Raw genomic sequence first — 22,408 nt, forward strand, 5'->3', positions numbered from 1 at the left:
TGAACTGCGTGCCCGGCACACTCACCGCCTGAGCGGCAGTCTCGGCGAGCAGACCGCACACGTGGCGCGGTCGAGGGCCGGCCGGGACCGGTTGGCAAAGGACGTGAACGGCTGAGGGCTCTCGTGGTACGGGGGCCGGTGTGCAAAGAGCGACCACACCGCGGGTGTGGGGCTATCGGCCGGTGTGATCGATGACGTTGCCGTCGGAGCAGTTGTTCTTGTGGTTGCCGGCCCACTCGCCCAGGACGGGCGCGACGGCCACCTCCTGGAGGCAGACAGCGGCGGCGGTGAAGTTCCAGTTGTTGGCGGCGTCAATGCCGCCCTGGAAGTTGGAGTCGTTGTCGGCATGGGCGGGCGCGGCCATGCCGACTGCGGCGACTGCGAGGGCGGCGATGGTGATGATCTTCTTCATGTCGGGTGCAACGAGACCCGGGCGGTCAGGACACCCATCTTCCGGCATCAGACGGATCAGGCCGCCACCACCTCCCAGCACTCGCCCCTCTCCCGAGAGGAAATGCCGCGTACTTGAGACTCAGTAGCTGTGCTATCCCCGTGAGACTGCTGAAACCGCCTGGCCAGCACGCCTGGGCGTGCCACGAGCGGTGAGACCCTACACCCGCTTGCAGGTTCTCAAAAACTGCGCCATATCCTCCGCGCCGACTGCATCTCAGCATCATCTATGGCGTCGTGCTGAGATCCGCAGTTCAGCAGGCTCCCTCTTCCGAGCGACGACGATCGGTCCTACCCGGGCCGTCCGAGGAAGGGATGAACTCTCCGCTGCCTCATGCCACCATCGCCAGACTGAGCGGCCGCCCTAGAAGCCCGATACAGCATGGAAAGTGCCGATACGCGTGCATACTCGCGTCGTGACATCTGCACCGGCCGAAGTGCCTGAACTGAGCGTCAGCCGACTGGAACTGTTTCTCGACCTGGTCTTCGTCTTCACCATCACCCAGCTGACGAGCAGTCTGTCCCATCACCTGACGGTGGAGGGTCTGGTGCGGGTGCTGGTGATGCTCGCCGTGATCTGGTGGATGTACGACGGCTTCATCTGGGTGGCCAACGCCATGCCGCCGTCCACGCACTCACGTCGCGGACTGCTGCTGTTGGCGATGAGCGGGTTCCTGGTGATGTCGATGGCCATTCCGGACGCCTTCACCGGCAGCGGGGTCGCGTTCGGGTGGGCGTACGTGATGCTGGTGGCCGTTCATGCGGGCATGTTCGCCGCCTCGGGACTGCCTCGCGCGAGCATCGTGAGGATGGCGCTGATCCAGGCACTGAACGCGGCGCTGGTCGTGGTCGGGGGGTACTTCGAGGGGAACGTTCAGCTGGCGCTGTGGGGCGGGGCCTTCGCGATCCAGTTCGTCACGCCCTACCTGGTGGACATGCCCCGGTTCCGGCTGCAGGCCGGCCACTTCGTCGAACGCCACGCGCTGATCGTGATCGTCGCGTTCGGCGAGTCGGTGGTCGCCATCGGGGTCGGTGCCGGGGATGCCCCCTTGGGGCCTGCGGTGGTGGCAGCCGCCGTGCTCACTCTCGCCGTGTGTGTGGGGCTGTGGTGGGCCTACTTCGGCGAGGACGACGACGAGCGCGCGGCCCGTTACATGGCCGCGCTGACCGAGGCGCGCCGCAATCACCTGGCGATCCGGATCTACAACGTCGGCCACTACGCGCTGTTGCTGGGTGTCCTTCTGGTGGCGGTGGGAGCCAAGAGCGCGGTTGCTCACCCTGTGGACCGGATCCGACTCGGTGAGGCCGCGGCGCTCGCGGCGGGGACGGCCCTCTTCCTCCTGGCCAACACCGTCATACGCCGCACGCTGGGGCTCGCCCCCCTTCTACCCAGGGCGGCCGCGGCCCTGCTGGCGCTCGCGACGATCCCGCTGGGAGCGCACGCTTCGGCGCTTGCTCAGCTGGGAACTCTGGTCGGCCTGTTGGCACTGACGTTTCTCTTCGAAGAGCGTCCCGCCGGCGCGGCCCGGGGCCTGCCTGCGTGATCCGGCTCCGTCAGGCCGGCCCGGGCCGGGCACAATTCCTCGTGTCGTAGTGGTGCCGGGCATCGAGCACGTCCGGGGTCAGGCGCGCGATGACGTCGAAGACGGCGGTCACCTGGGTGGTGATCTCGGCGCCGAGTGGGGTCAGTCCGTATGTCACGGTCGGTGGGTTCGCGGGCGAAGCCCGGCGGTAGACCATCCCGTCGCGCTGCAGGTTCCGGAGCGTCTGGGTCAGCATCTTCTCGCTGATGCCCACGACCCGGCGCCGTAGTCGGTTGAAGCGCAGAGGGCCGTCGCCCAGCGCGCCCAACGTCAGGGCCCCCCACCTGCCGGTGATGTTCTCCAGCGTGCTTCGGGAGCGGCACGTTCGGTCGAAGACATCGAACGTACTGGTGGTCACCGGGGTGTCGGGGTGTCGGGCAGGGCGTTGTGGATCAGGACCCGGGCGGCTTCGACAGCGGCGTGGCCGGGCCGGTCGCTGTCGAGGGAGGTCGACAGGGCCGTGGCGCCCTCGACGAGCACGGCGAGCTGCCAGCCCAGATGCTGTGGGTCCCGTGCGCCCGCCTCGGCCGCCAGGCCGGCCAGGCGTTCGACGAACCGCTGCTTGTAGCGCTGTACCACGCCCGTGACGTCCGGCATCGAGCCGGCGGCTTCGACGGCCGCGTTATGGAAGGGGCAGCCGCGCATCACGGAGGCCACCGATGGCGTCATGGGGTCCTCGGCCACCTTGGTGAAGACGCTGAGCAGCTGCTCCTGGGGGGAGAGGCCGCTGCCGTTCAGCTGCTCGTCGAAACTGCGCGAGATCTGCTCGTCGAAGGTCTTCAGATACTCCTCCACCAGGGCGTTCTTGCTGGGGAAGTGCTGGTAGAAGGTGCGCGAGGAAACCTCGGCCTTCTCGGCGAGACGGGCGACGCCGGTGGCGTGGATGCCCTCTTCGTAGAAGAGTTCCGCAGCTGCTTTCAGGATGCGCTCACGGGCCCCTCGGCCTCCGCGGCGCCGCGTGCCGGCCGCGCCGGTGGTCTGCTTCTCCATACCAGAAGTATAGCGTTTACTTTACTTGGTGGCGCGGGCGTGTTAGCTTCCCTCATTAAGTACATCGATCATTTTACTGTGGGGTGTGGAGCGGCCCCGCGGGCGCAGACGCCCCAGGTCCGGCCGGCTCCGGCCGAGCGGCGACTCGGGCCCATCCCCCCGCGTCGCGAGCCCCGACTTCTTCGCGGGCCGGCGCTCTCGCCCCTTCACGAGACAGACGAGGCAATCAGCAATGACGACTCCTCAGGGCCTCCCGGAGGTCCCGATTTCCCTGCCTGGACGCCTGGGCGACCCCGCGTCGGACTTCCGCAGCGACCGGCGCACCGATCCGCGCATGCTCCAAGGACTCACCCCCTTCGGCCTGGACCGGCACGTCCCCGCACCGCCGACCGGGCCCGACGACGCACTGGAAGACCGCCTGGCATTCGCCGTCGAGGCGGAGACCGGCTTCGAAGGGCTCTTCGCGGCCCTCGTCGAGGGCCTGCCCGAGATCGCCGGAGTGCGCCGGACCACCGAGACGGCCATCGGGGCCGACGGCAACCCCATCACGCTGCACATCCACCGCCCCAGCGACGTGAGCGGGCCCCTGCCCGCTATCGTCTTCCTGCACGGCGGCGGCATGGCCCTGCTGAGCGCCGCCGGTCCGCTCTACCTGCGCTGGTACGACGAGCTGGCCGCGACAGGCTTGATCGTCGTCGGCGTCGAGTTCCGCAACGCCGCCGGCAAGCTCGGCCCCCACCCGTTCCCCGCCGGCCTCGACGACTGCTTCAGCGCCCTGGAATGGGTCGGCGCCCACCGCGAGGACCTCGGCGTCACCAAGGTCGCCGTCGCAGGCGACTCCGGCGGCGCGAACCTCGCCCTGGCCGTCACGATCAAGGCCAAGCGAGAGGGACGGCTGGACCTCGTCGACGGAACGTACGCGCTCGCCCCGTACATCTCCGGCGCCTACGGCTGGAGCGTGCAGGACAAGGCGCGCGAGCTCCCGTCCCTCGTCGAGAACGACGACCACTTCATCAGCTCCGCCGTCACCAGCGTCCTCGTGAGCCTGTACGACCCCGAAGGGCTGAACGCCCGAAACCCTCTGGCCTGGCCCTACTTCGCGACCGAGGAGGACCTCACCGGACTGCCGCCCCATGTCATCTCGACCAACGAGATCGACCCCGTACGCGACGAGGGCCTGGCCTACGCCCGCAGGCTCGCCCGCGCCGGCGTCGACGTCATCAGCCGCACGGTCAACGGCGTCTGCCACGACGGCGAACTCATCTTCGCCACCGCCCTTCCGGACCTGCACGCCGCAGCCCTGAAGGACATCCATGCCTTCACCGCCGGACTGTAGTCCGCGACCGGCGCACGGGACCGCGACCGGCCCCTGGAATACGGACCCCGGTAACCGTGTTTGGCATGACCCGATCAGACAGGCGCCGAACACGCGTCACCCGAGGGAAGGACGGCAGGAGATGCAGGTACGCAACTCGCTCCGCTCACTGAAGAACAAGCCGGGGGCGCAGATCGTCCGTCGCCGCGGTAGGACGTTCGTGATCAACAAGCGCGATCCGCGCTTCAAGGCCCGTCAGGGCTGACACCCTCCACCCGGTCGTCGCCGGCGCACAGCACCGACACCCGGCCCCGGATCCATAGGCCACGCCACTCGCCGGCGCCTTGGGTCCGGGGTCGCCCGCTGTCCTCTCGTGCCGTGTGGCGTATCAGCCCGAGCCGCCCGACGGCAGACCCACGACATCCCTCCGCTCACAGCCGGAACCCCGGACGCTCCCTCCGGGAAACAAAGTAAGGCGATCGCTGTACTTTGACGGCTCTGTCGTGTTAGCTTCGTAAATGTAAGGCGATCGCTTTACATCGAAGCCCGTGAAGACGGCCGGGCCAACGGCTCCACCGCCACAGCGTCGCCGGTCGCCCCGCTCGAAGCCCGGGTGCAACCAGGCCGAAGGCCCCATTACGGAGAGTAGCCATCATGCCCATGATCGACCTGTACGTTCCCGAGGGAGCCCTGAGCCCGGAAGCGGAACGTGACCTGGCCGAAAGGATCACCACGCTGATGCTCAAGGCCGAAGGCGCCTGGCCTGCCGATGAGGATGTGCTCGCCGGCTCGTGGGCCCTGGTCCACCACGCGCAGGTCTACGCCGGCGGCGCACCGGCCGCCGAGCCCCGCTACCGGGTCGACGCCTTTGCGCCGCAGGGCCTGATCAGCGATCCGGAGGTGAGGGAGCGCCTGGTCGCGGACATCACCGAGGCCGTGCTCGACGCCGAGGGCCCCGACCGCCCCCGGGATCCTTCGCGGGTGTTCGTCTTCCCGCTGGAGATACCCGAGCGCCGCTGGGGCTGGGGCGGCCGGCTGATCGGCCTGGAGGACGTCCTCACCATCGTCACCGGCGACGCCGAACAGGCCCGCGAGACCACCCGCGAGCGGCTCGCCGGACAGGGGCGCTGAAACCCCCGCCCCTCCATCCCGACGGATGGGCACACCTCGGCCCGCACCCCGGCCGGATACCCCCGAACGATCGCCCGCCACCCGGTGCGGTGATCAGCTCGACAAGGAGAAAGACACACCATGTCCAACGCCGACATCATCAAGCGCATGTACGCCGCCAAGGGCGACATGAACGTCATCAGCTCCGTCATTTCGCAGGACGCCCAGTGGGACGTCGCCGAAGGCTTCCCCAACGGGGGCGTCTACAACGGCTTCGACTCGATCATCAACGACTTCTTCCCCTTCTTCGGAGAGTTCGACGAGTTCTGGGCCGAGGGTGACGAGTACTGGGAGGTCGACGACAAGGTGATCGCTCTGGGCCGCTACCAGGGCAAGGCGAAGGCCACCGGCAATCGATTCACCACGCGCTTCGTCCACATCTACACCCTGCGCGACAGCAAGATCACCCGCCTGCAGCAGACCGCCGACACCGCGCAGATCTCCCGCGCCCTCGGCAAGAGCTGACCGACGCAAACGGAGCCCTACCCCCACGACGCCCCGGGCGGATACCGCCCGGAACCCGGCCGGAAGCCCGCGAGGGACGGCTGTGTCGCCCGCGCGACCAGCCTCTCCCGGCCCCGGTCCCCACGAGCTCGCATCTCAGCCCGACACAGATGAGGCAACTTCCCAATGCCGACTGTCAAGCGCGGTTTGGCCCCACTCCTCGGATCAGACCGCTACCCGGGTAGGTAAGGCATCCGCCCTCCCATAGGCGAGCACCTGAGCAAGGATCTCCCGGAACTGGGCTTGCCCTCCTGCTCTGGTTCGCCGGCTACGCATCCGGTGGGAGACCCGCGCCTGCATCCACCAGGCCTTCCTCACCCTCGGCTGCGTGATCATCTGCTGGCGACGCCTCAGAACCACGTCACGCGGAAGCTGAAGCGCAAGGATGCGACCCGGCATGCACCATCACAATTCGAAACATACATTGACAAGCGGCCGTGTACGGCCGGGTCATCCACGAGCGCCTCCGCCGTCACCGGATGGGAGAGCGCAAAAGCGTCTTCGCCAGTCGTCACAGCCCTGGAAGGGAACACATCATGACGGCGCCCGCATCAACACTGCAGTACGACACCCTGTGCCTTCGTCGGCCGGGCCTTACCCGCGACTTGCCGCCCGGCACCCGCGAGGACCTCCAGTGGGTCTCCAACACCGCCACGCTGATCTACGGCGAGCGCGACGCGGTAGTGGTCGACACGTTTCTCACCATCGAACAGAACCAGCAACTCGTCGACTGGGTGAAAGCCCACAACCGCAACCTGACATACATCTACATCACGCACGGGCATGGCGACCACGCCTTCGGCGTCAAGCAGCTCCTGGAGGCGTTCCCCCAGGCCAAGGCGGTCTCCACCGCCCCGGTCGTGGCCAAGGCGACCGCCGAAGGCAGCCCGCCGTACTTCGACACCTTCTGGACCTCGCGCTTCCCGGGAGAGGTCCCGGCGCCGCAGGTCTTCCCCGAGGTCCTGGACGGCGACACGTTCACCCTCGAAGGGCACACGCTGCAGGTGGTCGAGACCGGTTTCACCGACTGCGAGGGCAGCACCGCGCTGTGGGTGCCGGACCTGCGGCTCGTCGTGGCCGGCGATGTCGCCTACAACGGCATCGACCAGTACCTGGGGGAGACCACCACCGCGTCCCGCGAGGAGTGGATGCGCGCCACCGACACGCTCGCCGCGCTCGACCCCGCCTACGTCGTCGCCGGACACAAGAAGCCCGACCTGCCCGACGACCCGAAGATCCTGGCCGAGACCAAGAAGTACCTGGCGGACTTCAACCGGCTCGACGCCGAGACTGAGACCGCGGCCGAACTGTTTGAGGCGATGCTCGCGCTGTACCCGAACCGTGCCAACCCGGGCTCACTGTGGGGCGGAGCGAAGAGGGCCAAGAGTCTCTGACGAAATAGCGTTGGCGGCCCGGCGCTTCGTGCAGGCTCGGCCGGTGGGTCGGTGCGGCATGAACCACCGACCCGCCGACAACACTTCAGGCACCGCCGAGAACCGGCCGTGGACCAGGCCGCCACCGCCAAGGGCGCCGGCGGCGCTGTCACAGTCCTGGCCGAAGGCGTGGTCCTGGAAGCCAGCGCGCTGTCGCGGCCGGGAGAAGGTCACGTGGGTGATGGGGATGGCCAGCGGCGTCCACCGCTCGCTGGTCTTCACCCAGCCGGCCGTCCAGGACCCACGCGACACACCGTGAATGGGAAGCCGGACCTGCTTCGCGGGAAACGCTCGCGGGAGTCACCATGCGGACCGCGAATGCCGACGGCCTGATGGCCCACATCGCCGTTCACCGCCGCCCTCTGGGTGGCCTGCACACCCTGTCGGCAACGCGCTCGGCGGCACCGTGCCCCCGACCACTTCGACGCCCCATCCCAGGGACCGGGGCGCTCACTCCGCGTTTTGCACCACCTCACGAAAGGACGCGGACATGCGCCCCTCACCCACCACCCCCCTGCCCGTGGCATTCCCCGCCCCGGACGGCGTCACGCTGCGCGGAAGCCTCCACCTGCCCGAGGGGGCGGCTCCCCACCCGGCCATCACGATGGCCCACGGATACGGCGCGGCGGGAGAGCACGGCCTGGTGCCGTTCGCCGAAGCGTTCACCCGGGCCGGATTCGCCGTCCTGATCCACGACCACCGCGGATTCGGCAGCAGCGACGGCACACCCCGCCACGACATCGACCCCTGGCAGCAGATCGAGGACTGGCGCCGCGCCGTCACCTTCCTGCGCTCGCGCCCCGAGATCGACGCCGACCGGATCGGCCTGTGGGGCACCAGCTACGCCGGCGGCCACGCCCTCGTACTCGGTGCCACCGACCGCCGCCTGAAGGCCGTGGTCGCCCAGGTGCCCATCGTCAGCGGCCCCGAACAGGCCAGGCGCCGCGTCGCCCCGGAGAACACCTCCGCGCTGGAAGCCATGCTCGACGACGACGAACAGGCCCAGCTGCACGGCGAGCCGCCTCGCACCATGGCCCTGGTCAGCGCCGACCCGTCCGTCCCCGCCGCATACCGCACCCAGGACGCAATCGACTTCTACCTCCAAGCCCTCGCCGAGGGCACCGACTGGGACAACTTCGTCACCGTCCGCTCCACCCGCAAGTCGCGGATGTACGAGCCCGGCGCCTTCATCGACCGGATCTCCCCCACGCCCTTGCTCATGGTCGTCGCCCAGAACGACACGACCACCCTCGCCGACACCGAACTGGCCGCCTACAACCGGGCCCTGGAGCCGAAGCAGCTCGTACTGGTCCCCGGCGGGCACTTCGACCCCTACGTCCGGCAGTTCACCCGCGCCAGCGAGGCGGCCACCGAATTCTTTCGCACCCATCTCGCCTCCACCGGAGACTGACCCGCCAGCGGCCACCCCGGCGCGGGCCTCTAAGAGCCCGTGCTGGGGTGGAGTGCTGTCCAGCGAGGGGTAGCCGGGACCCGCGCGGGGAGGGATGTGCAGGGCAGAGGATCACCCCTGACGGGATCGGAGGGCCTGATTGCGGAAGCCGTCAGGTGGCTGCCGGGCAATGGGCGCCGCACGTCACCCCGACTCGTGGGTCACGGGGGGGCTTCCGGCGATCAACTCCCTGCCGACCTGGGCGGATCGTTCTATGGTCACCGGTCGCACTTCTATCAGGGCGGCCACGATTGAAGCCCGCGTGATCGGGAGGGGATGTCGCAGACCACGATCCCCCCTCACGGAAGAGATCTCCATGCCCTTCACCCGTACCGCCGTCGGCTGCGCTGCCGCGGCCCTCCTGCTGACCGGCCTCTCGGCCGGTACCGCACAGGCCAACGTCGGCAACGTCCTAATCCAGCAGTACGACGCGGCGGGCAACACCGTGTGCACTCAAGACCTCTTGGACCTGAACCCGCTCGCCCCGTACTCGGTCACCGACCCGATCTGCCCCAATGTGGTGAGCGAGCGCATCACCAACCTCACCGTCGAGCCGATCACGGACACGGTGGGCACCACGACCACCACGATCCCGGCGGGGCAGTCCGTCCTCGTCGCTGATATCTCGTACAACGCCATCACCCAGGTCGTCGACTTCAGCGTGCCGCCACTCGCCCAGCCGTAACCCCACCCAGTGCTCGGACAGTCCGCGCAGGTGTGAAGCGATCACTCGTCCCGCCCGAGGGCGAGTCATCGACGAGTTAACCCACGGCAGCGAACCGGTGCTGCGTGCCTGTCACCCGCCAGGCCGCCCACGAATGGCGCGGGGCCCTTCCGTCACCAACCCTGAAGAGGTCCCTCTGACGACAGGGTACCGGTGTGTCCGGCCGGAGGCAGAGCCGGAGTTCTGGAACGGAGCAGCAGCTGTGTCGGATCTTGAGCAGAACAAGAAGGTTGTCGTCGACTACTACCAGATGGTGGTCGGTGGGGGGATTGAGAGGGCGATCGCTGACTACCTCGGCCCGGGGTACGTCCAGCACAACCCTGGCATGCAGTTCGGCGACGAGGGGTTCATCGAGTTCAACAGGCAGATGCTTAGCGCCTACCCGGAGATCCGCCTGGACATCAAGCGCGTCATCGCCGAAGGCGACATGGTCGTCACCCACTCCCACCTCATCCTCGAACCCGGCAAGCCCGGCCAAGCCCTGGCCGACTTCTTCCGCCTGGAGAACGGCAGGATCGTCGAGCACTGGGACGTCATCCAGGACGTTCCGGAGACTTCCGCCGACTACGTCGGCATGTTCTGATCCACATGAGGAGTCGTGCCCTCTCCTGCCCTCCACAGCGGGAGAGGTGGCGCGATGCAAGTAGCTGGCTCCGCCACCGCGCACGGTGATCGCGCGGCGGGAGCTGCATCCCGCCGGCTGACATCGCCGTCAGGGGCTCGTCTGTGTGTCGCCGACCCCGTCGTAGCGCTCCGAGCGCCTCCGGCGTCCGGCTGTTGCCCAGAGCGATCAAGGCCAGGCCGCGCGCGTCGACCGCCTCACCGAGCGGAGTGAGGGTGTATTCGAAGGCCGGTGTGCCCGATGCGCTCACGCCCGACACCTGGCACTGCTCGCGGTCAGCGCGCGCTGCGGCGCAGTCTCGTCGGGAACGGCGTTGTCGATCAGTACCCGGGCGGCCCCGACGGCGTCGTGGGCCGGCTGGTCGCTGTTGAGGGAGGTCAACAGGGCGGTGGCGCCCTCGACCAGCACGGTCAGCCGGCGCCCCAGCCGCTGCGGGTCGCGCGCACCCGCGGCTGTCGCCATGGCGGTCAATCGTTCGGCGAAGCCCTGCTTGTACCGCTGGACAGACGACGCCGGTCACCCCCGGCATGGTCCCGGCGGCTTCCACCGCGGCGTTGTGGACGGACAGCCACGCATCACGGAGGCCACCGACGGTGTCGTGGGGTCCTCGGCGACCTTGGTGAACACCGCCAGAAGCTGCTGCTTCGGCGTCGTCCCCTCGCGCTGCAGTTCTTCGTCGAAGCCGCGCGACACCTGCTCGTCGAAGGTCCGCAGGTACTCCGCCGCCAGGGCGTTCTTCGTCGGGAAGTGCTGGTAGAAGGTCCGCGACGAGACCTGAGCCCGCTCGGCCAGGGCCGCAACGCCGGTGGCGTGGATGCCATCCTCGTAGAACAGCTCGGCCGCGGCCCGCAGGATGCGCTCGCGCGCACCGCGGCCGCCGCGGTGCTGCGGGGTGGACGGGCTGGGCTTCTGCGTCTCCATGCCAAAAGTGCACCGATCGCTTTACTTCGTGGCAGGGGCATGCTAGCTTCGTCGAAGTAAGGCGATCGCTTTACTTCTGTCGTGGGGCGTCGCCCCCGCCGATCGCCCCACCGGCCCTCTGGGCCAGTCCAATCAACATCGCCGCGAAAAGGGATCAACATGTCCAATCTTGAGCAGAACAAGAAGGTCGTCGTCGACTACTTCCAGATGGTGGTCGCCGGGGGGATCGAGAAGGCGATCGCTGACTACCTCGGCCCGGGATACGTCCAGCACAACCCTGACATGCAGTTCGGCGACGAGGGGTTCATCGAGTTCAACAGGCAGATGCGTAGCGCCTACCCGGAGATCCGCCTGGACATCAAGCGCGTCATCGCCGAGGGGGACCTGGTCGTCACCCACTCCCACCTCATCCTCGAACCCGGCAAGCCCGGCCGCGCCCTGGCCGACATCTTCCGCCTGGAGAACGGCAGGATCGTCGAGCACTGGGACGTCATCCAGGACGTTCCGGAGACTTCCGCCGACTATGTCGGCATGTTCTGAACGACGATCCGCATAAGCAGCCGTCCCGCCCTCCGGCCCGGCTCAGGTGGTGCGCCGACAATACGCGGCCCGGCCACCGGAGACCTGGTGCGCGGCGCCCCCCGCGATTGGAGCATGTGCGTCAACTTCCTTTACCGACTGTGCGTTTGGCGAACGAGTCGGTACGTTGACTGGGGGCGTATCCCGTGGAGCACCTGCACTCGGCATCAGAAGGGCCAACGCCTGCCTGGTCTGGCCCCGGACCCACGATGGTGACCGCCCCGACTTTCTGAAGTAGTGGCGGCATCAGAGGCTGCGCGATGTCACGTGGGCATGGGTTGGGCCCGCGCCCCTGAACTCGTGTCGACCGAACACGCCGGGCGGCTGCCTGGACCCGCCGTCAGGCCACGGGTCCGAGGCGTGAGCAGCCTGGTCGCAGCGAGGCGCCGGCGCAGGTCGTGGGCCGGTTGCTCGGCGTGTTGGCTGGAGGTTCCGCGAAGGGCCTGGAGCCGTCGCTGCCGGAGCAGTTGCAGACCGCACAGCTGCCCGTCATGAGCCGCGCCGCCTGCCAGAGCGCCTATCCGGGGGTCGACCTCGACGGCATGCTGTGCGCCGGCGCCGCCGACGCCGGCACGGCGACCATCTGCGAGGGTGACGGCGGCGGGCCGCTGGTTGTCAACGGGCGAATCGTGGGCGTCGCTTCATCGCGGGACGGCATCTGCGACACGGTGAACAACTCACCGTCCGTCTTCACCGACGTCGCCACGTGCAACAGCTGAATCAGGGCCAACTCGAGCGCGGATGCTGGTGGCCAAGTCCCGGCGTGACCCGAGAGCGCCCGCTGCCCGCGGCGGAGGCTATCGCCGGGGCCAGTGGCTTCCTCGCGTCGAATTGCGCCCGCTGCGGTGCCGTTGGGCGCGAGCAGCCGGTGAATGAGGACGGGTTCGGTCCGGAAGGACTGCTCAGGGGCGCACCACCCGCGCGAAGACTTCAGCGATCCGTTCGGCGGTCCGGTCGGGAGGCGCGATTGGCTGGACCAGGTGGCTGACGGTCAGCCGGACCAGCGTCTCGATGGCCAGCGCCCGTGATTCGGGGTCGATCTCCGGCCAAGCCTCCGTGATGTGGCTGTCCAGCATGGTGGTGGCCGTGTCGATGACCGGCTCGGACCGGGTGGTCAGCAGGGCGAGCAGGTCTTCGTCGCCTCCTCGGGAACTCGTGAGATGGCCTTCAGGAGTGGGTTGTCGGCGGCGGTTCGCAGCGTGTACTCGGTGCCGGCCGTGATGGCCGCTGTCAGGTCGTCGGGGTGGGCGAGCAGTTGTTCCTGGATGCCGAGCAGGAATCGCTCGACCTCGCGCATGACGAGGGCCTCGCCGATCGCGGTCTTGGTGCCGTACTCGGTGTAGACGGTCTGCCTGCTCACTCCGGCCGTGGTGGCGATGTGCGTCATCCGGAGCCGGTCCCATCCGCCTGCGGCGACCAGCTCGTACGTGGCGTCCAGAATCTCTCACCAAGAGCCGGAAGGTTTTCACCATTCGTGACGTCCCTGAGGCGTGATCGCGGCTCTGTGGAACCATGCGGTACGCACCGATATGGGATGAGGCGTCCTCTGTCCCGCTGGCACCTGAGCGTCCCCGGGACAGGGGAGCAGGGGCGCCTACCGAGCCGCGAACGGGGATTGTCATGCTCATCAGTCATGACCTCGACGACGGTGTACTGCGTCTGGTGCCGATGTGTGATCTCGACGTCTCTGCCCGAGCCGCGGCTACGTTGCAGGCGGAGGCGCTCCTGTACGCGTACCGGCTCAGGCATGTCGAGTTGCCGTTGCCAACCGCTGCTCCGTCATCCGCCTCACTCGGTGCCCTCGCCCGTACGCGGCGACTGTGTGATGCCCTGGGTATTTCCCTGACTCGACCGTTCCAGCCGACTGCGGACGACTCCGCACCGCATACTTCCGGCGGTCGAGACCCGCGTCTTCCGGCTGCGTTGCGAACGCAAGCTCGGCCCGGCATGGATCGGCCCGATCCTGGGCCTTTCCGCCTCGACCGTGTACCGGATTCTGGTCCGTCACCTAGACCTACTCCACCTGCAAGCGGCGCGGCGACGTCCCATCACCCCGAGACCGTCGTCGCCCTCTTCTCTGAACCCGCCCGAACCGTCTCGGTGGGCGCCCTGGAGCGCGCCGGCACGGTCAACGGCTGGCCCCTGGCCGCAGCTGCTGATCCGGTCCTGCTCACTGCGTCGTGAGCAGGTCCACAGCCTCGCGTACGGACCCGTCCGGGTCGTGCGCGAGGAGCGCCAGGACGGCATCGGCCTCGGGTGTCTCGCGTGCGACGAGTCCTTCGACGGAGGCTTCCCGTACGGCGGGGGCGGGGTCGTGGGCGAGGGCCGTGAGGAGGGCGGCGGTGGCTTCGGTACGCCGGTAGGCGACAACCTCGGCCACGGTCTGCCGTACGTCGGCCGGCGCGTCGCCCGCAAGCTCCCGCAGCAGCCCGTCCGTACCAGGCGTCGACCAGCCGGCCACGGCCCGGGCGAGCGCCTGTCTGACGCCGGCGTCCGGGTGCCCCGCGAGCGGCGCGAGCCGCGCTACCGGGCCGCGCCGTCGGAGCCCGTACCACCGGAGCGTGTCGCACAGCGCGGCCGTGTCCGCCCGCGCCTCGGCCCGCTCCAGGCGGTCCAGGAGCACCCGGGAGGCGGGCGCGGGCCCGTCCTGGGGGTCCGGCCGCCGCTCCCGCAGCCGCCGGGACCCGTACTCGCCGCGTACGACACAGCAGACGCAGGGCGTGGTCCCGTGGGCCCCGGGGAAGTACCGCCACCCGCTGACCTGCCGGACAGCCCTTACCTGTCGGACCTCGCTCCGCGCGACCGCCCGGGGCAGGATCACCTCCCACCCCAGCGCCCCGTCGCCCAACTCCCGTATCCGGCGCACCGCATCGGCCGCCGTCACCGCCTCGTGGACCCGCCCGTACCGCCCGACGGTCACCGGCTCGCCGTCCGGCAGCCGCACATGCACGGCGGCCATCCCGCGCGGCCCGGGCCGCCGGGCCAGCTCCCGCAGCCACTGATGGGTCAGCGTGTATGAGGGCAGTACGGGGAACAGGAAGACCCCGGTCCGCCCACTGTTCGCCTTGATCCCGCTCCGCCGGATCCGTTCCGCGTGCGCGGCGGGTGTCAGGTGCACGAAGGTCGCCATGCGGCGATGCTAGGCGGCTTCTCTGGCGGTGGCGGTGGCGGTGGCGCTGGCACTGGCGGTGGCTTGGCACGGCCCGCACCGGTGCGAGGCGTCCGCCCCCTTGGGCGGGTCAGCCCGTGGAGGGCCGGGTTGGGGTGTGGGTGGTCGGCCTGCGTGGGCGGTGTGGTGTGTCCCGCAGGGGAGCGTTCGCCTGGCCACAGGGTGGTTGTGACGTGCCGTGGTGAGGGGGGAGCGGGGTCTGCGGGCTGACTCACCACCGGGCTTACCACGCGGGTCGCAGGCCGCATACCACGCAGGTCACAGGCTGCTGACCGCCGGACTCGCCATGGGGAGTTATGGCCTTGTGACGGCTGGGGCTTGTGGTGGTCAGCTCCGTGGTGAGGGGGCCGTCGAAGGGTGAGGCATCAGCCGTTGCCGACCTCTTCAAGGAGCCCTGGATGCCTCCGCCCGCTCTGCTGAGACCCCGTCGCGGTGCCCGCCCGACAACAACGCGCTCCCGCGTCACCTCTCTACGCGGACGGCGGGCGTTCCTCATTCGGGTCGGGGTGTGGGCGGCTCTCGCCGCGGGCCCCGCTGCCCTCTTGGTCGCGGTAGACCGTCCCGCCGCCGTGCCGGTGAAGCCGGCCGCTGTCGCCCGTCCCGCTGCCCTGCAGCCGACTGTCGACGGCGCCGGTGAGGGTGGCGGGGCCGCCGGGTTCGCGGAGATGGTGGTGGGGGTGTGGCTGGAGTCGGGTACGGCCACCGAGCCGTCCGTTGAGATGGCTCAGCTGCGGCTGCTGGCACCGGGCGTTCAGGCCCCGAAGTGGGGACGCCGACCCGTCGCAGTCCTACAGGTCGCTGCCCTCCGGACCGAGCGGCAGGGGAGTGGCGTGTGGGCGGTGACGGTAGCCGCCCGCCTCGCGGACGCCGCCGTGGGTGTACCGGGTGATGAGTCGGTGCGGGGGCTGCGGTTCTTCACCGTTCCCGTCACCGAGACCGGCAGCGGTGACGGCCGGGCGTACGCGGCTGGGGCGCCGATGGAAGCGGCCGGGCCGCAGGCCGGGCGGGAGCCCGCCTCGCCCTACACCGCCCGCATCGAGGACTCCGCGCTCGCCGACACGGTGGTCGGGTTCCTGTCCGCGTTCCTCGGTGCCGGCGGCGCGGTCGAGCGCTACCTCGCGCCGGGGACGGTTCTGGCTCGCCCCGAGGCCCGGTTCGCGCAGGTGGAGACCCTCCAGGTTCTCTCCCAGGGCCGGCCTGCCGGCGCCGGACAGGACGGTGCGACCGCCCGCGTCCACGCGGCGGTGACCGCCACCGACGTGGCCGGCCGCACGTGGCCGATGGCGTACGTGCTCACGCTCACCGCACGCGACGGCCGCTGGGAGATCGCCTCCCTCGCCACCGGCCTGGCGGCCTCGGCCGCTCCTCGTTCCTGACCCCTCACCACCGTTCACCCCTGTTCTTGTGAAGGAGTCCGCCATGAGCACCGCTTCTGTTGTCCTTGCCGCCCCGATCAAGGAGATCGGCGACCACCTGCTCAGCCTGGGCGGCGAGTGGGGTGAGAAGGCCCTGATGGTCGTCATCCTCATTTCCGTCGTCATTGCCGTGGCCAGCAAGATGAGCGTCAAGGCGGGGATCGGCGCCCTGATCGGCCTGGTCATCTGTGCCGGTCTCTACCAGTCCCGCGACGAGCTGTCCCAGGCGTTCAAGGAAGAGATCACCAACATCGGCGCCTCAACGCCGACGGCGCCGGCGGGCAAGTGACGGCGCGCAATCATGAGCGCGACTCCCGGCGGGCCCGCGCCCCGGGTCGGCCGCAACTACACCAAGGCCCGCACCCACCCCTGGGTCCTGGGCAAGCTGGGCGACTTCGTCCTGTGGTTCGGCCCCTACAACGCCGGCCAGCTCGTCATCGCGGCCGTCGGCGTCCTGGTCCTGATCAAGACGTTCTCGTGGTGGTCCGGCCTCGGACCCGTTCCGGTCCTCGCCCTCGGCGTGTTGGTGTGGGCGTCCCGTGCCCAGCGGATCGGCGGCCGCGCTCCGGTGTGGGTGCTCTACGGACTGGCCCGGCGGGCGCTCCAGCCCAAGGCGGGCCGGATCGGCGGCCGGGCCGCCCGCCCGCCGAGGACACACCACCTGACCGGCACCGTCCTGATCGAGCACACCACCGATCCCACCGAACCGGTCGGGCCGCTCGAGCCCACCGAGCCGGTCGAGCCCACCGAGCCGGTCGAGCCGGCGGGGGCGGAGGGCCGGCCCGGTCCCCGCCTGGCTGTCCGGCCCGCCCGCCGGTGGCGTCCGGCCGCCACCGATCCGGCCGCCCTGGCCCTGGCCCCGGTCCCGGTCCCGGTCCCGGTCCCGGTCCCGGTCCGGGCGGGCGGAGGCGGGGGTCCGGTTCGCACTCCCTTGCAGCAGATGCTTCATGACCGATCGAAGGCGAAGGGAGCAGCCCGATGAAGCTTCCCTTGCGGCACATCGTCGATCACCTCGTCTGGTCGACCAGCGGCACCGTGTGGGCCGTGTGGTCCCTCACTCCGGCCGGCTCCCGCTACATGCCTGACCGCACCCGCGAGCAGATCACCGCCCAGGTCACCGCTCTGGTGCGGTCCCTGCCCGGCAGTGCCCGGATGCTCGGGCTGTGTGCCCGGATTGACGCGGGCGAGGTCGTCGCCGGAACTCTGGACGGCGTCGACTACCGGCGGCACGAGGCGTGGGCGGAGGTCGCCGAAGGCGCAGCTGCGGCTGCTGGCGGGCGAGGACCTTCACGAGCCGGTGGACATGCACCGGCGCACTGTGTGGCTGGCCGTCCCGCTTCCCGCGCTCGGTGGCAGGGGGCAGTGGCAGGCGACGGCCGGGACGGCGTGGTCGGAGCTCGCGGGGCTGCTGGGGCTGCCGCCGGCGCCGGTGAGGGCCCGCGAGGTCGATGAGTACCGGGAGCGGGCCGAGCAGGTGGAGGCCCAGCTCACCGGCGGGATCCAGCTGCGGCGGGCGACGCCGGCGGAGATCGTGTGGATGCACCAGCATGCCGTCGGCCGCGGCCTGGAGGCCGAACTCCTCGGCGAGGCTGAACGCTCCACGTTGTGGGGGAGCCGTATGACGGGCGGGATCCTGCGCTCCCCGTCCCACGCCGACCTCGGCCACGCCTGCCTCCTCGAAGGCGGCCAGCACGCCGGCACACCGCAGCCGAGACGGGGGGCGGGTGGGAGGGCGGGGGAGTGGCGGGGCGGCCGGGGGGAGGTGGCGGGGCGGCCGGGAGTCTGGCCGGCCGGCGCTGGCTGCAGGTCGAGTCCGAGGCCGGCACCTCCTACCAGGCGCACCTGGCGCTGGCGGAGATGCCCCGGCGGTTCACTGCGGCCGGGGCGGAGTTCTTCGCGGAGCTGGACCGGCTGCCGTTCGCGGTCGACTGGGTCGTCGATCTGTCGACCGTCGCTTCCGAGAAGGTCGTCGCCGCGGTCACGAAGAAGAAGCGGGACCTGGTCGACCAGGCCGACCAGTACGCCGCCCGCCGTGCGACCGGTCTGCCGGATGCTCTGCACGATGCCGCCGACGACCTGGGCGACCTGGGGGCCCGCGCGTCGCGGTCCAGTGTCGAGGTCGAGGTGCAGTCCGTGACCGCCTTGAGCGTCTGGGGCACCACGCCGGCCGAGTGCGACCAGCGGGCTGCCGCCCTGCAGGCCCGCCTCAAGGGCGCGAACTACCGGCTCGTGCGCCCGGTCGGCGGCCAGGAGGAACTCTTCACCCTCGGCCTGCCGGCCGCGGTGACACCGGCGGCGGTCCGCCAGTATGTCCAGCACGAACTGGGGGAGGACTGGGCGATGCACGGCGCCCTGCACGGGCAGGCCTTCGGTGACCCGACGGGCGCGATGGTCGGCTACTCGCAGGACATCGGCACGATCTCCCCGGTCCTGCTGAACATCGCCGACGCCCCCGTCCACAACGCCGGCGCCAGCTTCGCGCTCGCCGGTGACCTCGGCGGCGGCAAGTCGACCCTGCTCAAGCTGATCACGGGATCGGTCGTCGACCGCGGCGGCCGGGCGATCGCGATCGACCGCACCAAGTCCCGCGAGTGGGCCCGCTTCGCCCGCTCCGCCGCGCCGGGCCGCTGCCAGGTCGTCGACGCCGCCACCGCCGACATGTCCATCGATCCCCTGCGCGTGTTCACCGACCCGGCCGTCGGCGCCCGCTACGCCCTGTCCTATCTGACCGTGCAGCTCGGCGTCGGAGCGATGACCGAGCACGGCGCCCTGCTGAAAACCGCGGTCAAGCAGGCCGCCGCCGCCCCCTATCCGTCGATGTCCCTCGTCCTGGACGCCCTTCAGGAGATGTCCTGGAAGACAGCGCCCGCGGCCGGCGCGCGGCTGCGCTCGTCGAATGGCTCCGGGTCGCGGCCGACGAGCCGCTCGCGGCAGCTGTCTTCGACCACACCCTGCCGCCGCTCGACCTGGCCGCAGGCCTCGCCTCCGACTTCGTCGTCATCACCACCACCGGCCTGACCCTCCCGCCCCGCGAGGCCGCGACCAACCCCGAACGGCTGCGCTCCCAGCCGCTGGAGGCACTGATCGGCCGCGCCGTGCTCTACCTGATCGCCGCGATCGCCCGCGAGACCGTGTTCACCGACCCCCGCTTCACGCTCCTGCCCCTGGACGAGGCGTACTGGCTCACCTCCTCCACCGAGGGCCAGGCGTTGATCGACGAGATCGTCTACGACGGCCGCAAGCACGGCGCCGGCGTCGGACTCGGCTGCCACGACGTCCTCGAACTCGGCACCTCCACCACCCAGGGCCTGCTCGCCCACCGCTTCCTCGCCCGCACCGCCGACCCCGTCCTCGCCGCCCGCGGCCTGGCCTGGCTCGGCCTGCCCGCAGACGACGAGGACCTGCTGCGCATGGTCACCACCGACCTCTCCCCCTACGGAGGGCCCGAGCGGGCCGGCGAGTTCCTGGCCCGCGACCCCCGCATGAACATCGGCCGCTTGAACACCGGCCTCCCAAGCGACCCATCCCAGTCTCCACGAACTGCCCCGCTGCAATCCCCAAGTTGGCCCGCCCGGCCATGTACGTGCTCCGAGAGGAGTCCAGCGATGAAGCGACCGGCCACTGTGTTCCGGGCAGGTGTGTGACGCATCGGAATCGGGGGCCTCGGGGTCGCCGGAATTGGGGTCTGGCGCGGTCTCCACAAGCCCCCGGCTGCCCTCCGACAGCGGCGCGCGATCCCTGGGCAGACCTCCTCCGAACAGGCGCCCACCCGCCCGCCTACGCCCTCGACGAATAAGGCCTGACCTGGCATCTTCCCTAGATCCGCCTAGGCTGGAGGCTCCGCTGGAGACACCATTGGGGGGCCTAATGAGTGACGCCGAAAATCCGTACGACGCCAGCCACATTCAGGTGCTGCAGGGGTGGGAAGCCGTGCGGATGCGGCCCGGGATGTACGTTGGCTCGACCAGCCAACGCGGCGTGCACCGGATGGTGTTCGAAATCGCCTGCCGGGCGGTGAACGAAGTCCTGGCCGGGCGTGCCAGCGCCGTCGATGTCACCCTCACGTCCGACGGCGGTGTACGTGTCGCCGACGACGGACCAGGTGTCCCGGTCGAGGCCGCCGGGGACAATGGCCGTCCCGGCCTCGAGGCCCTGCTGACTCACATGCACCCGGGGGCGGAGCCAGGCGGCCGCCATGCTGTGGCCATGAGTCTCTTCGGCGTCGGGCCCTGCGTCATCAACGCCTTGTCGAGCCGCCTGACAGCCGAGGTGAGACGCGAGGGCGTCCACTGGGTTCAGGAGTACGCCCGCGGCGTCGCGCTCACCGCACCCACCAGCGCAGGACCGACGACGGCAAGTGGGACCACCATCGCCTTCTGGCCCGACACCGACATCTTCGAGACGGCGCAGTGCTCGTTCGCGGTGCTGGCGGAGCGTTTCAGGGAACTGGCCTTCCTCAACCGGGGCCTGGACATCTCGCTGACCGACGAACGCCCCCCGGGCAGGTCCCGATCGGTGCGGTGCTCTTTCCCGGGCGGTGCTCGTGACTTCGTCGACTTCCTCGGCGCGCAGGCGGGAGCGTCCGTTCACCCAGACGTCATCGGCTTCGAGCGCGAGGACCCCCGGATCGCCGGGACGATCGAGGTGGCCCTGCGGTGGCGTGGCTCCCACGAGGAGCAACTCCACAGCTACGCCAACAGCGAGCCCACACCCAACGGCGGCACGCACATGGCAGGATTCCGCGACGGCGTGGCGGCCGCGGTCAACGCGCACCTGCGGGAGCGGCGGCTCCTGACGGAAGCAGCCCCCGATCTCAGCGTCGACCGGATCGGCGACGGCCTTACGGCGGTCGTGTCGGTGAAGCTGGACCGGCCGGAGTTCTCGGGCTCAACACGCGGCATGCTGGGCGGCGCCGCAGTGCGCGCCAGCGTCTCCCAGGCCGTACGGGAATACCTCGGCACATGGCTGGAGAGACACCCAGAGCAGGCCGCAGCCATTGCCTGCCGGATCACCCAGGACACCCGCCAGGACTGAGCAGCCGCGAACCACCCTTGTCGGGTCCCAGGACGGGACCCCACAGGGCCGGTCGAGGTGAAGTGCCCCGGCTGGCCTTGCTCACCGGTTTCGGTCTGGCTCAGGTTCCGTGGTGCCGACACGGTGAGTGATCACGGCTAATAGAAAGCGCGAAGGATGAGCTGAACTTCTCGGCGCCACTCCGCAGCCGTATCGTCCGCTCCGGATGGTGCGACGAGGTCCTCGTCGCCTCCGGCTCCGAGGTCAGCGCCCGCGGACTCGTCACCGATCTGGAGGACCTGACCCAGGTCACCCGCTCACCGGTCCGGGTGGCCGTCGCCTCCCCGGACACCATGGGCGACTGCGACTGCGACTGCGACTGCGACTGCGACGCGGTCGTGGTCTCCCCGCGCGCCACGTTCACCAACACCGCCACCACCGATGTGCGCATGGCCGGACTTACGGCGAACGCGCCGCTCATCAAGGCTCTCGCCCGGCAGCTCACCGGCTACCCGGGCGTGGCAGTGATGGTCACCAACCCCGTCGACATCCTGACGCGCCTGTTCGCCGAGGTGTCCGGCTGCCCGCGGGTGCTGGGCGTCGGGGCCGCTACGGACACCGCCCGCTACCGCCTCACCCTGGCCCGCCTGTTGCACGTGCCCCCCGATGCCGTACGCGGGCACGTGATCGGCGAGCACGGCGACGCCGCCGTCATCTGCGCCTCCACCACCACCGTCCACGGCCGCCCCGCGCCCGTTCCGGTCCAGCGGGTGCGCGACGAGCTCGCCGCCCGGCCCCGCCGGATCAGCGCCGGGATCGGCCGCACTCGCTCCGGCCCGGCCGGCGCCGTCCTGACCGCCCTCACCCACGCCCTCGGCCTCGACGACGGCGTCACCGAGGTGTCGACCCGCCAGGACGGCGGCGTCTGGCTCGGCATGCCGGTGCAGTACACCCGCGGGCGGCCGACCCCGTGCCCGCCGCCACTCGACTCCTCCGAGGCCGCCCAGCTCGCGGCGTCCGCGGACAAGCTCCACACCGCCTACACCCAGCTCGACAAGGAGATCTGACCC

At 70.0% G+C, this 22,408-nt stretch carries 26 protein-coding genes and 1 pseudogene; 19 read left to right on the forward strand and 8 right to left on the reverse strand.

Annotation, left to right across the window (positions count from 1 at the left end; translation table 11 throughout):
* Nucleotides 1–172: 172 nt before the first annotated feature.
* On the reverse strand, nucleotides 173–412 hold the full coding sequence (locus tag ACN9M0_RS39415) for a hypothetical protein (RefSeq protein WP_366042562.1): 240 nt from the start codon (nucleotides 410–412) through the stop codon (nucleotides 173–175).
* 454 nt (nucleotides 413–866) lie between these two features.
* Here ACN9M0_RS39415 and ACN9M0_RS39420 point away from each other — a divergent pair, with 454 nt between their 5' ends.
* Entirely contained in the window at nucleotides 867–1,994 is a 1,128-nt protein-coding gene (locus ACN9M0_RS39420; RefSeq protein WP_426405248.1) for a low temperature requirement protein A, read from the forward strand.
* Between the two features lie 10 nt (nucleotides 1,995–2,004).
* Here the strand turns inward: ACN9M0_RS39420 and ACN9M0_RS39425 are convergent, their stop codons facing one another.
* Both ACN9M0_RS39425 and ACN9M0_RS39430 read right to left on the reverse strand, forming a co-directional pair.
* A complete protein-coding gene (locus ACN9M0_RS39425; RefSeq protein ID WP_426405249.1) occupies nucleotides 2,005–2,391 on the reverse strand; it encodes a winged helix-turn-helix transcriptional regulator in 387 nt (128 codons plus the stop codon).
* On the reverse strand, nucleotides 2,388–3,023 hold the full coding sequence (locus ACN9M0_RS39430; RefSeq protein WP_426405250.1) for a TetR/AcrR family transcriptional regulator: 636 nt from the start codon (nucleotides 3,021–3,023) through the stop codon (nucleotides 2,388–2,390). The genes ACN9M0_RS39425 and ACN9M0_RS39430 overlap by 4 nt, the downstream gene beginning before the upstream one ends.
* A 232-nt stretch (nucleotides 3,024–3,255) precedes the next feature.
* Here ACN9M0_RS39430 and ACN9M0_RS39435 point away from each other — a divergent pair, with 232 nt between their 5' ends.
* The 8 genes from ACN9M0_RS39435 to ACN9M0_RS39470 all read left to right on the forward strand — a co-directional run bounded on the left by ACN9M0_RS39435 (nucleotide 3,256) and on the right by ACN9M0_RS39470 (nucleotide 10,202).
* On the forward strand, nucleotides 3,256–4,359 hold the full coding sequence (locus tag ACN9M0_RS39435; protein WP_426405251.1) for an alpha/beta hydrolase fold domain-containing protein: 1,104 nt from the start codon (nucleotides 3,256–3,258) through the stop codon (nucleotides 4,357–4,359).
* A 121-nt stretch (nucleotides 4,360–4,480) separates the two neighbouring features.
* Complete coding sequence (ykgO, locus tag ACN9M0_RS39440) at nucleotides 4,481–4,603, forward strand: type B 50S ribosomal protein L36 (RefSeq protein WP_399701921.1); 123 nt, start codon at nucleotides 4,481–4,483, stop codon at nucleotides 4,601–4,603.
* Nucleotides 4,604–4,992: 389 nt separating this feature from the next.
* Nucleotides 4,993–5,469: a tautomerase family protein gene (locus ACN9M0_RS39445; protein WP_426405252.1), complete on the forward strand. Its 477-nt coding sequence runs from the start codon at nucleotides 4,993–4,995 to the stop codon at nucleotides 5,467–5,469.
* Between the two features lie 120 nt (nucleotides 5,470–5,589).
* Nucleotides 5,590–5,973, forward strand: coding sequence for a nuclear transport factor 2 family protein (locus ACN9M0_RS39450; protein WP_366042568.1), 384 nt, complete (start codon nucleotides 5,590–5,592; stop codon nucleotides 5,971–5,973).
* A gap of 575 nt (nucleotides 5,974–6,548) precedes the next feature.
* The gene (locus tag ACN9M0_RS39455; protein ID WP_426405253.1) at nucleotides 6,549–7,406 is read left to right on the forward strand and encodes an MBL fold metallo-hydrolase; all 858 of its coding nucleotides are present in this window, start codon (nucleotides 6,549–6,551) and stop codon (nucleotides 7,404–7,406) included.
* Nucleotides 7,407–7,935: 529 nt separating this feature from the next.
* Complete coding sequence (locus ACN9M0_RS39460) at nucleotides 7,936–8,856, forward strand: alpha/beta hydrolase (RefSeq protein ID WP_366042537.1); 921 nt, start codon at nucleotides 7,936–7,938, stop codon at nucleotides 8,854–8,856.
* Nucleotides 8,857–9,211: 355 nt separating this feature from the next.
* Nucleotides 9,212–9,580, forward strand: a complete 369-nt coding sequence (locus tag ACN9M0_RS39465) for a hypothetical protein (protein WP_399701912.1) — start codon at nucleotides 9,212–9,214, stop codon at nucleotides 9,578–9,580.
* Between the two features lie 241 nt (nucleotides 9,581–9,821).
* Nucleotides 9,822–10,202 (forward strand): nuclear transport factor 2 family protein, encoded by a 381-nt coding sequence (locus ACN9M0_RS39470; protein WP_366042539.1) that lies wholly within the window; start codon nucleotides 9,822–9,824, stop codon nucleotides 10,200–10,202.
* A 285-nt stretch (nucleotides 10,203–10,487) separates the two neighbouring features.
* Here the strand turns inward: ACN9M0_RS39470 and ACN9M0_RS39475 are convergent, their stop codons facing one another.
* Together ACN9M0_RS39475 and ACN9M0_RS39480 are read right to left on the reverse strand one after the other, a co-directional pair.
* Nucleotides 10,488–10,703, reverse strand: a complete 216-nt coding sequence (locus tag ACN9M0_RS39475; RefSeq protein WP_426405254.1) for a hypothetical protein — start codon at nucleotides 10,701–10,703, stop codon at nucleotides 10,488–10,490.
* A gap of 54 nt (nucleotides 10,704–10,757) precedes the next feature.
* The gene (locus ACN9M0_RS39480; RefSeq protein WP_426405255.1) at nucleotides 10,758–11,162 is read right to left on the reverse strand and encodes a TetR/AcrR family transcriptional regulator; all 405 of its coding nucleotides are present in this window, start codon (nucleotides 11,160–11,162) and stop codon (nucleotides 10,758–10,760) included.
* Nucleotides 11,163–11,321: 159 nt separating this feature from the next.
* Between ACN9M0_RS39480 and ACN9M0_RS39485 the strand changes: the two genes are divergently transcribed.
* Nucleotides 11,322–11,702: a nuclear transport factor 2 family protein gene (locus ACN9M0_RS39485; RefSeq protein ID WP_366042542.1), complete on the forward strand. Its 381-nt coding sequence runs from the start codon at nucleotides 11,322–11,324 to the stop codon at nucleotides 11,700–11,702.
* 437 nt (nucleotides 11,703–12,139) lie between these two features.
* A complete protein-coding gene (locus ACN9M0_RS39490) occupies nucleotides 12,140–12,460 on the forward strand; it encodes a trypsin-like serine protease (RefSeq protein WP_426405256.1) in 321 nt (106 codons plus the stop codon).
* Nucleotides 12,461–12,643: 183 nt separating this feature from the next.
* Here the strand turns inward: ACN9M0_RS39490 and ACN9M0_RS39495 are convergent, their stop codons facing one another.
* Both ACN9M0_RS39495 and ACN9M0_RS39500 read right to left on the reverse strand, forming a co-directional pair.
* The gene (locus ACN9M0_RS39495) at nucleotides 12,644–12,871 is read right to left on the reverse strand and encodes a hypothetical protein (protein WP_366042551.1); all 228 of its coding nucleotides are present in this window, start codon (nucleotides 12,869–12,871) and stop codon (nucleotides 12,644–12,646) included.
* Entirely contained in the window at nucleotides 12,856–13,128 is a 273-nt protein-coding gene (locus ACN9M0_RS39500) for a TetR/AcrR family transcriptional regulator (protein WP_366042543.1), read from the reverse strand. Before ACN9M0_RS39500 ends, ACN9M0_RS39495 begins: the two co-directional genes overlap by 16 nt.
* A 462-nt stretch (nucleotides 13,129–13,590) precedes the next feature.
* Between ACN9M0_RS39500 and ACN9M0_RS39505 the strand changes: the two are divergent.
* Nucleotides 13,591–13,749 (forward strand): annotated as a pseudogene (locus tag ACN9M0_RS39505) (IS481 family transposase); the annotation flags it as partial.
* 162 nt (nucleotides 13,750–13,911) lie between these two features.
* Here the strand turns inward: ACN9M0_RS39505 and ACN9M0_RS39510 are convergent.
* The gene (locus ACN9M0_RS39510) at nucleotides 13,912–14,871 is read right to left on the reverse strand and encodes a HEAT repeat domain-containing protein (RefSeq protein ID WP_426402799.1); all 960 of its coding nucleotides are present in this window, start codon (nucleotides 14,869–14,871) and stop codon (nucleotides 13,912–13,914) included.
* A gap of 878 nt (nucleotides 14,872–15,749) precedes the next feature.
* Between ACN9M0_RS39510 and ACN9M0_RS39515 the strand changes: the two genes are divergently transcribed.
* The 7 genes from ACN9M0_RS39515 (at nucleotide 15,750) to ACN9M0_RS39545 (ending at nucleotide 22,405) form a co-directional block, all read left to right on the forward strand.
* Nucleotides 15,750–16,286 carry a hypothetical protein gene (locus tag ACN9M0_RS39515; RefSeq protein ID WP_426402798.1) on the forward strand — a complete coding sequence of 179 codons (537 nt, stop codon included), beginning with the start codon at nucleotides 15,750–15,752 and terminating at the stop codon, nucleotides 16,284–16,286.
* 43 nt (nucleotides 16,287–16,329) lie between these two features.
* The gene (locus ACN9M0_RS39520) at nucleotides 16,330–16,614 is read left to right on the forward strand and encodes a hypothetical protein (RefSeq protein ID WP_426402797.1); all 285 of its coding nucleotides are present in this window, start codon (nucleotides 16,330–16,332) and stop codon (nucleotides 16,612–16,614) included.
* 12 nt (nucleotides 16,615–16,626) lie between these two features.
* The gene (locus ACN9M0_RS39525) at nucleotides 16,627–17,307 is read left to right on the forward strand and encodes a hypothetical protein (RefSeq protein WP_426402796.1); all 681 of its coding nucleotides are present in this window, start codon (nucleotides 16,627–16,629) and stop codon (nucleotides 17,305–17,307) included.
* Between the two features lie 758 nt (nucleotides 17,308–18,065).
* Nucleotides 18,066–19,343: an ATP-binding protein gene (locus ACN9M0_RS39530; protein WP_426405257.1), complete on the forward strand. Its 1,278-nt coding sequence runs from the start codon at nucleotides 18,066–18,068 to the stop codon at nucleotides 19,341–19,343.
* Nucleotides 19,277–19,969, forward strand: a complete 693-nt coding sequence (locus tag ACN9M0_RS39535) for an ATP-binding protein (protein ID WP_426405260.1) — start codon at nucleotides 19,277–19,279, stop codon at nucleotides 19,967–19,969. Before ACN9M0_RS39530 ends, ACN9M0_RS39535 begins: the two co-directional genes overlap by 67 nt.
* Before the next feature lie 223 nt (nucleotides 19,970–20,192).
* Nucleotides 20,193–21,359: a DNA gyrase subunit B gene (locus ACN9M0_RS39540; RefSeq protein WP_426402794.1), complete on the forward strand. Its 1,167-nt coding sequence runs from the start codon at nucleotides 20,193–20,195 to the stop codon at nucleotides 21,357–21,359.
* Nucleotides 21,360–21,667: 308 nt separating this feature from the next.
* Entirely contained in the window at nucleotides 21,668–22,405 is a 738-nt protein-coding gene (locus ACN9M0_RS39545) for a lactate dehydrogenase (RefSeq protein ID WP_366042549.1), read from the forward strand.
* The last annotated feature ends 3 nt before the right edge of the window (nucleotides 22,406–22,408 follow it).

The organism is Streptomyces sp. R-07 (assembly GCF_049913175.1).
Taxonomy (GTDB): domain Bacteria; phylum Actinomycetota; class Actinomycetes; order Streptomycetales; family Streptomycetaceae; genus Streptomyces.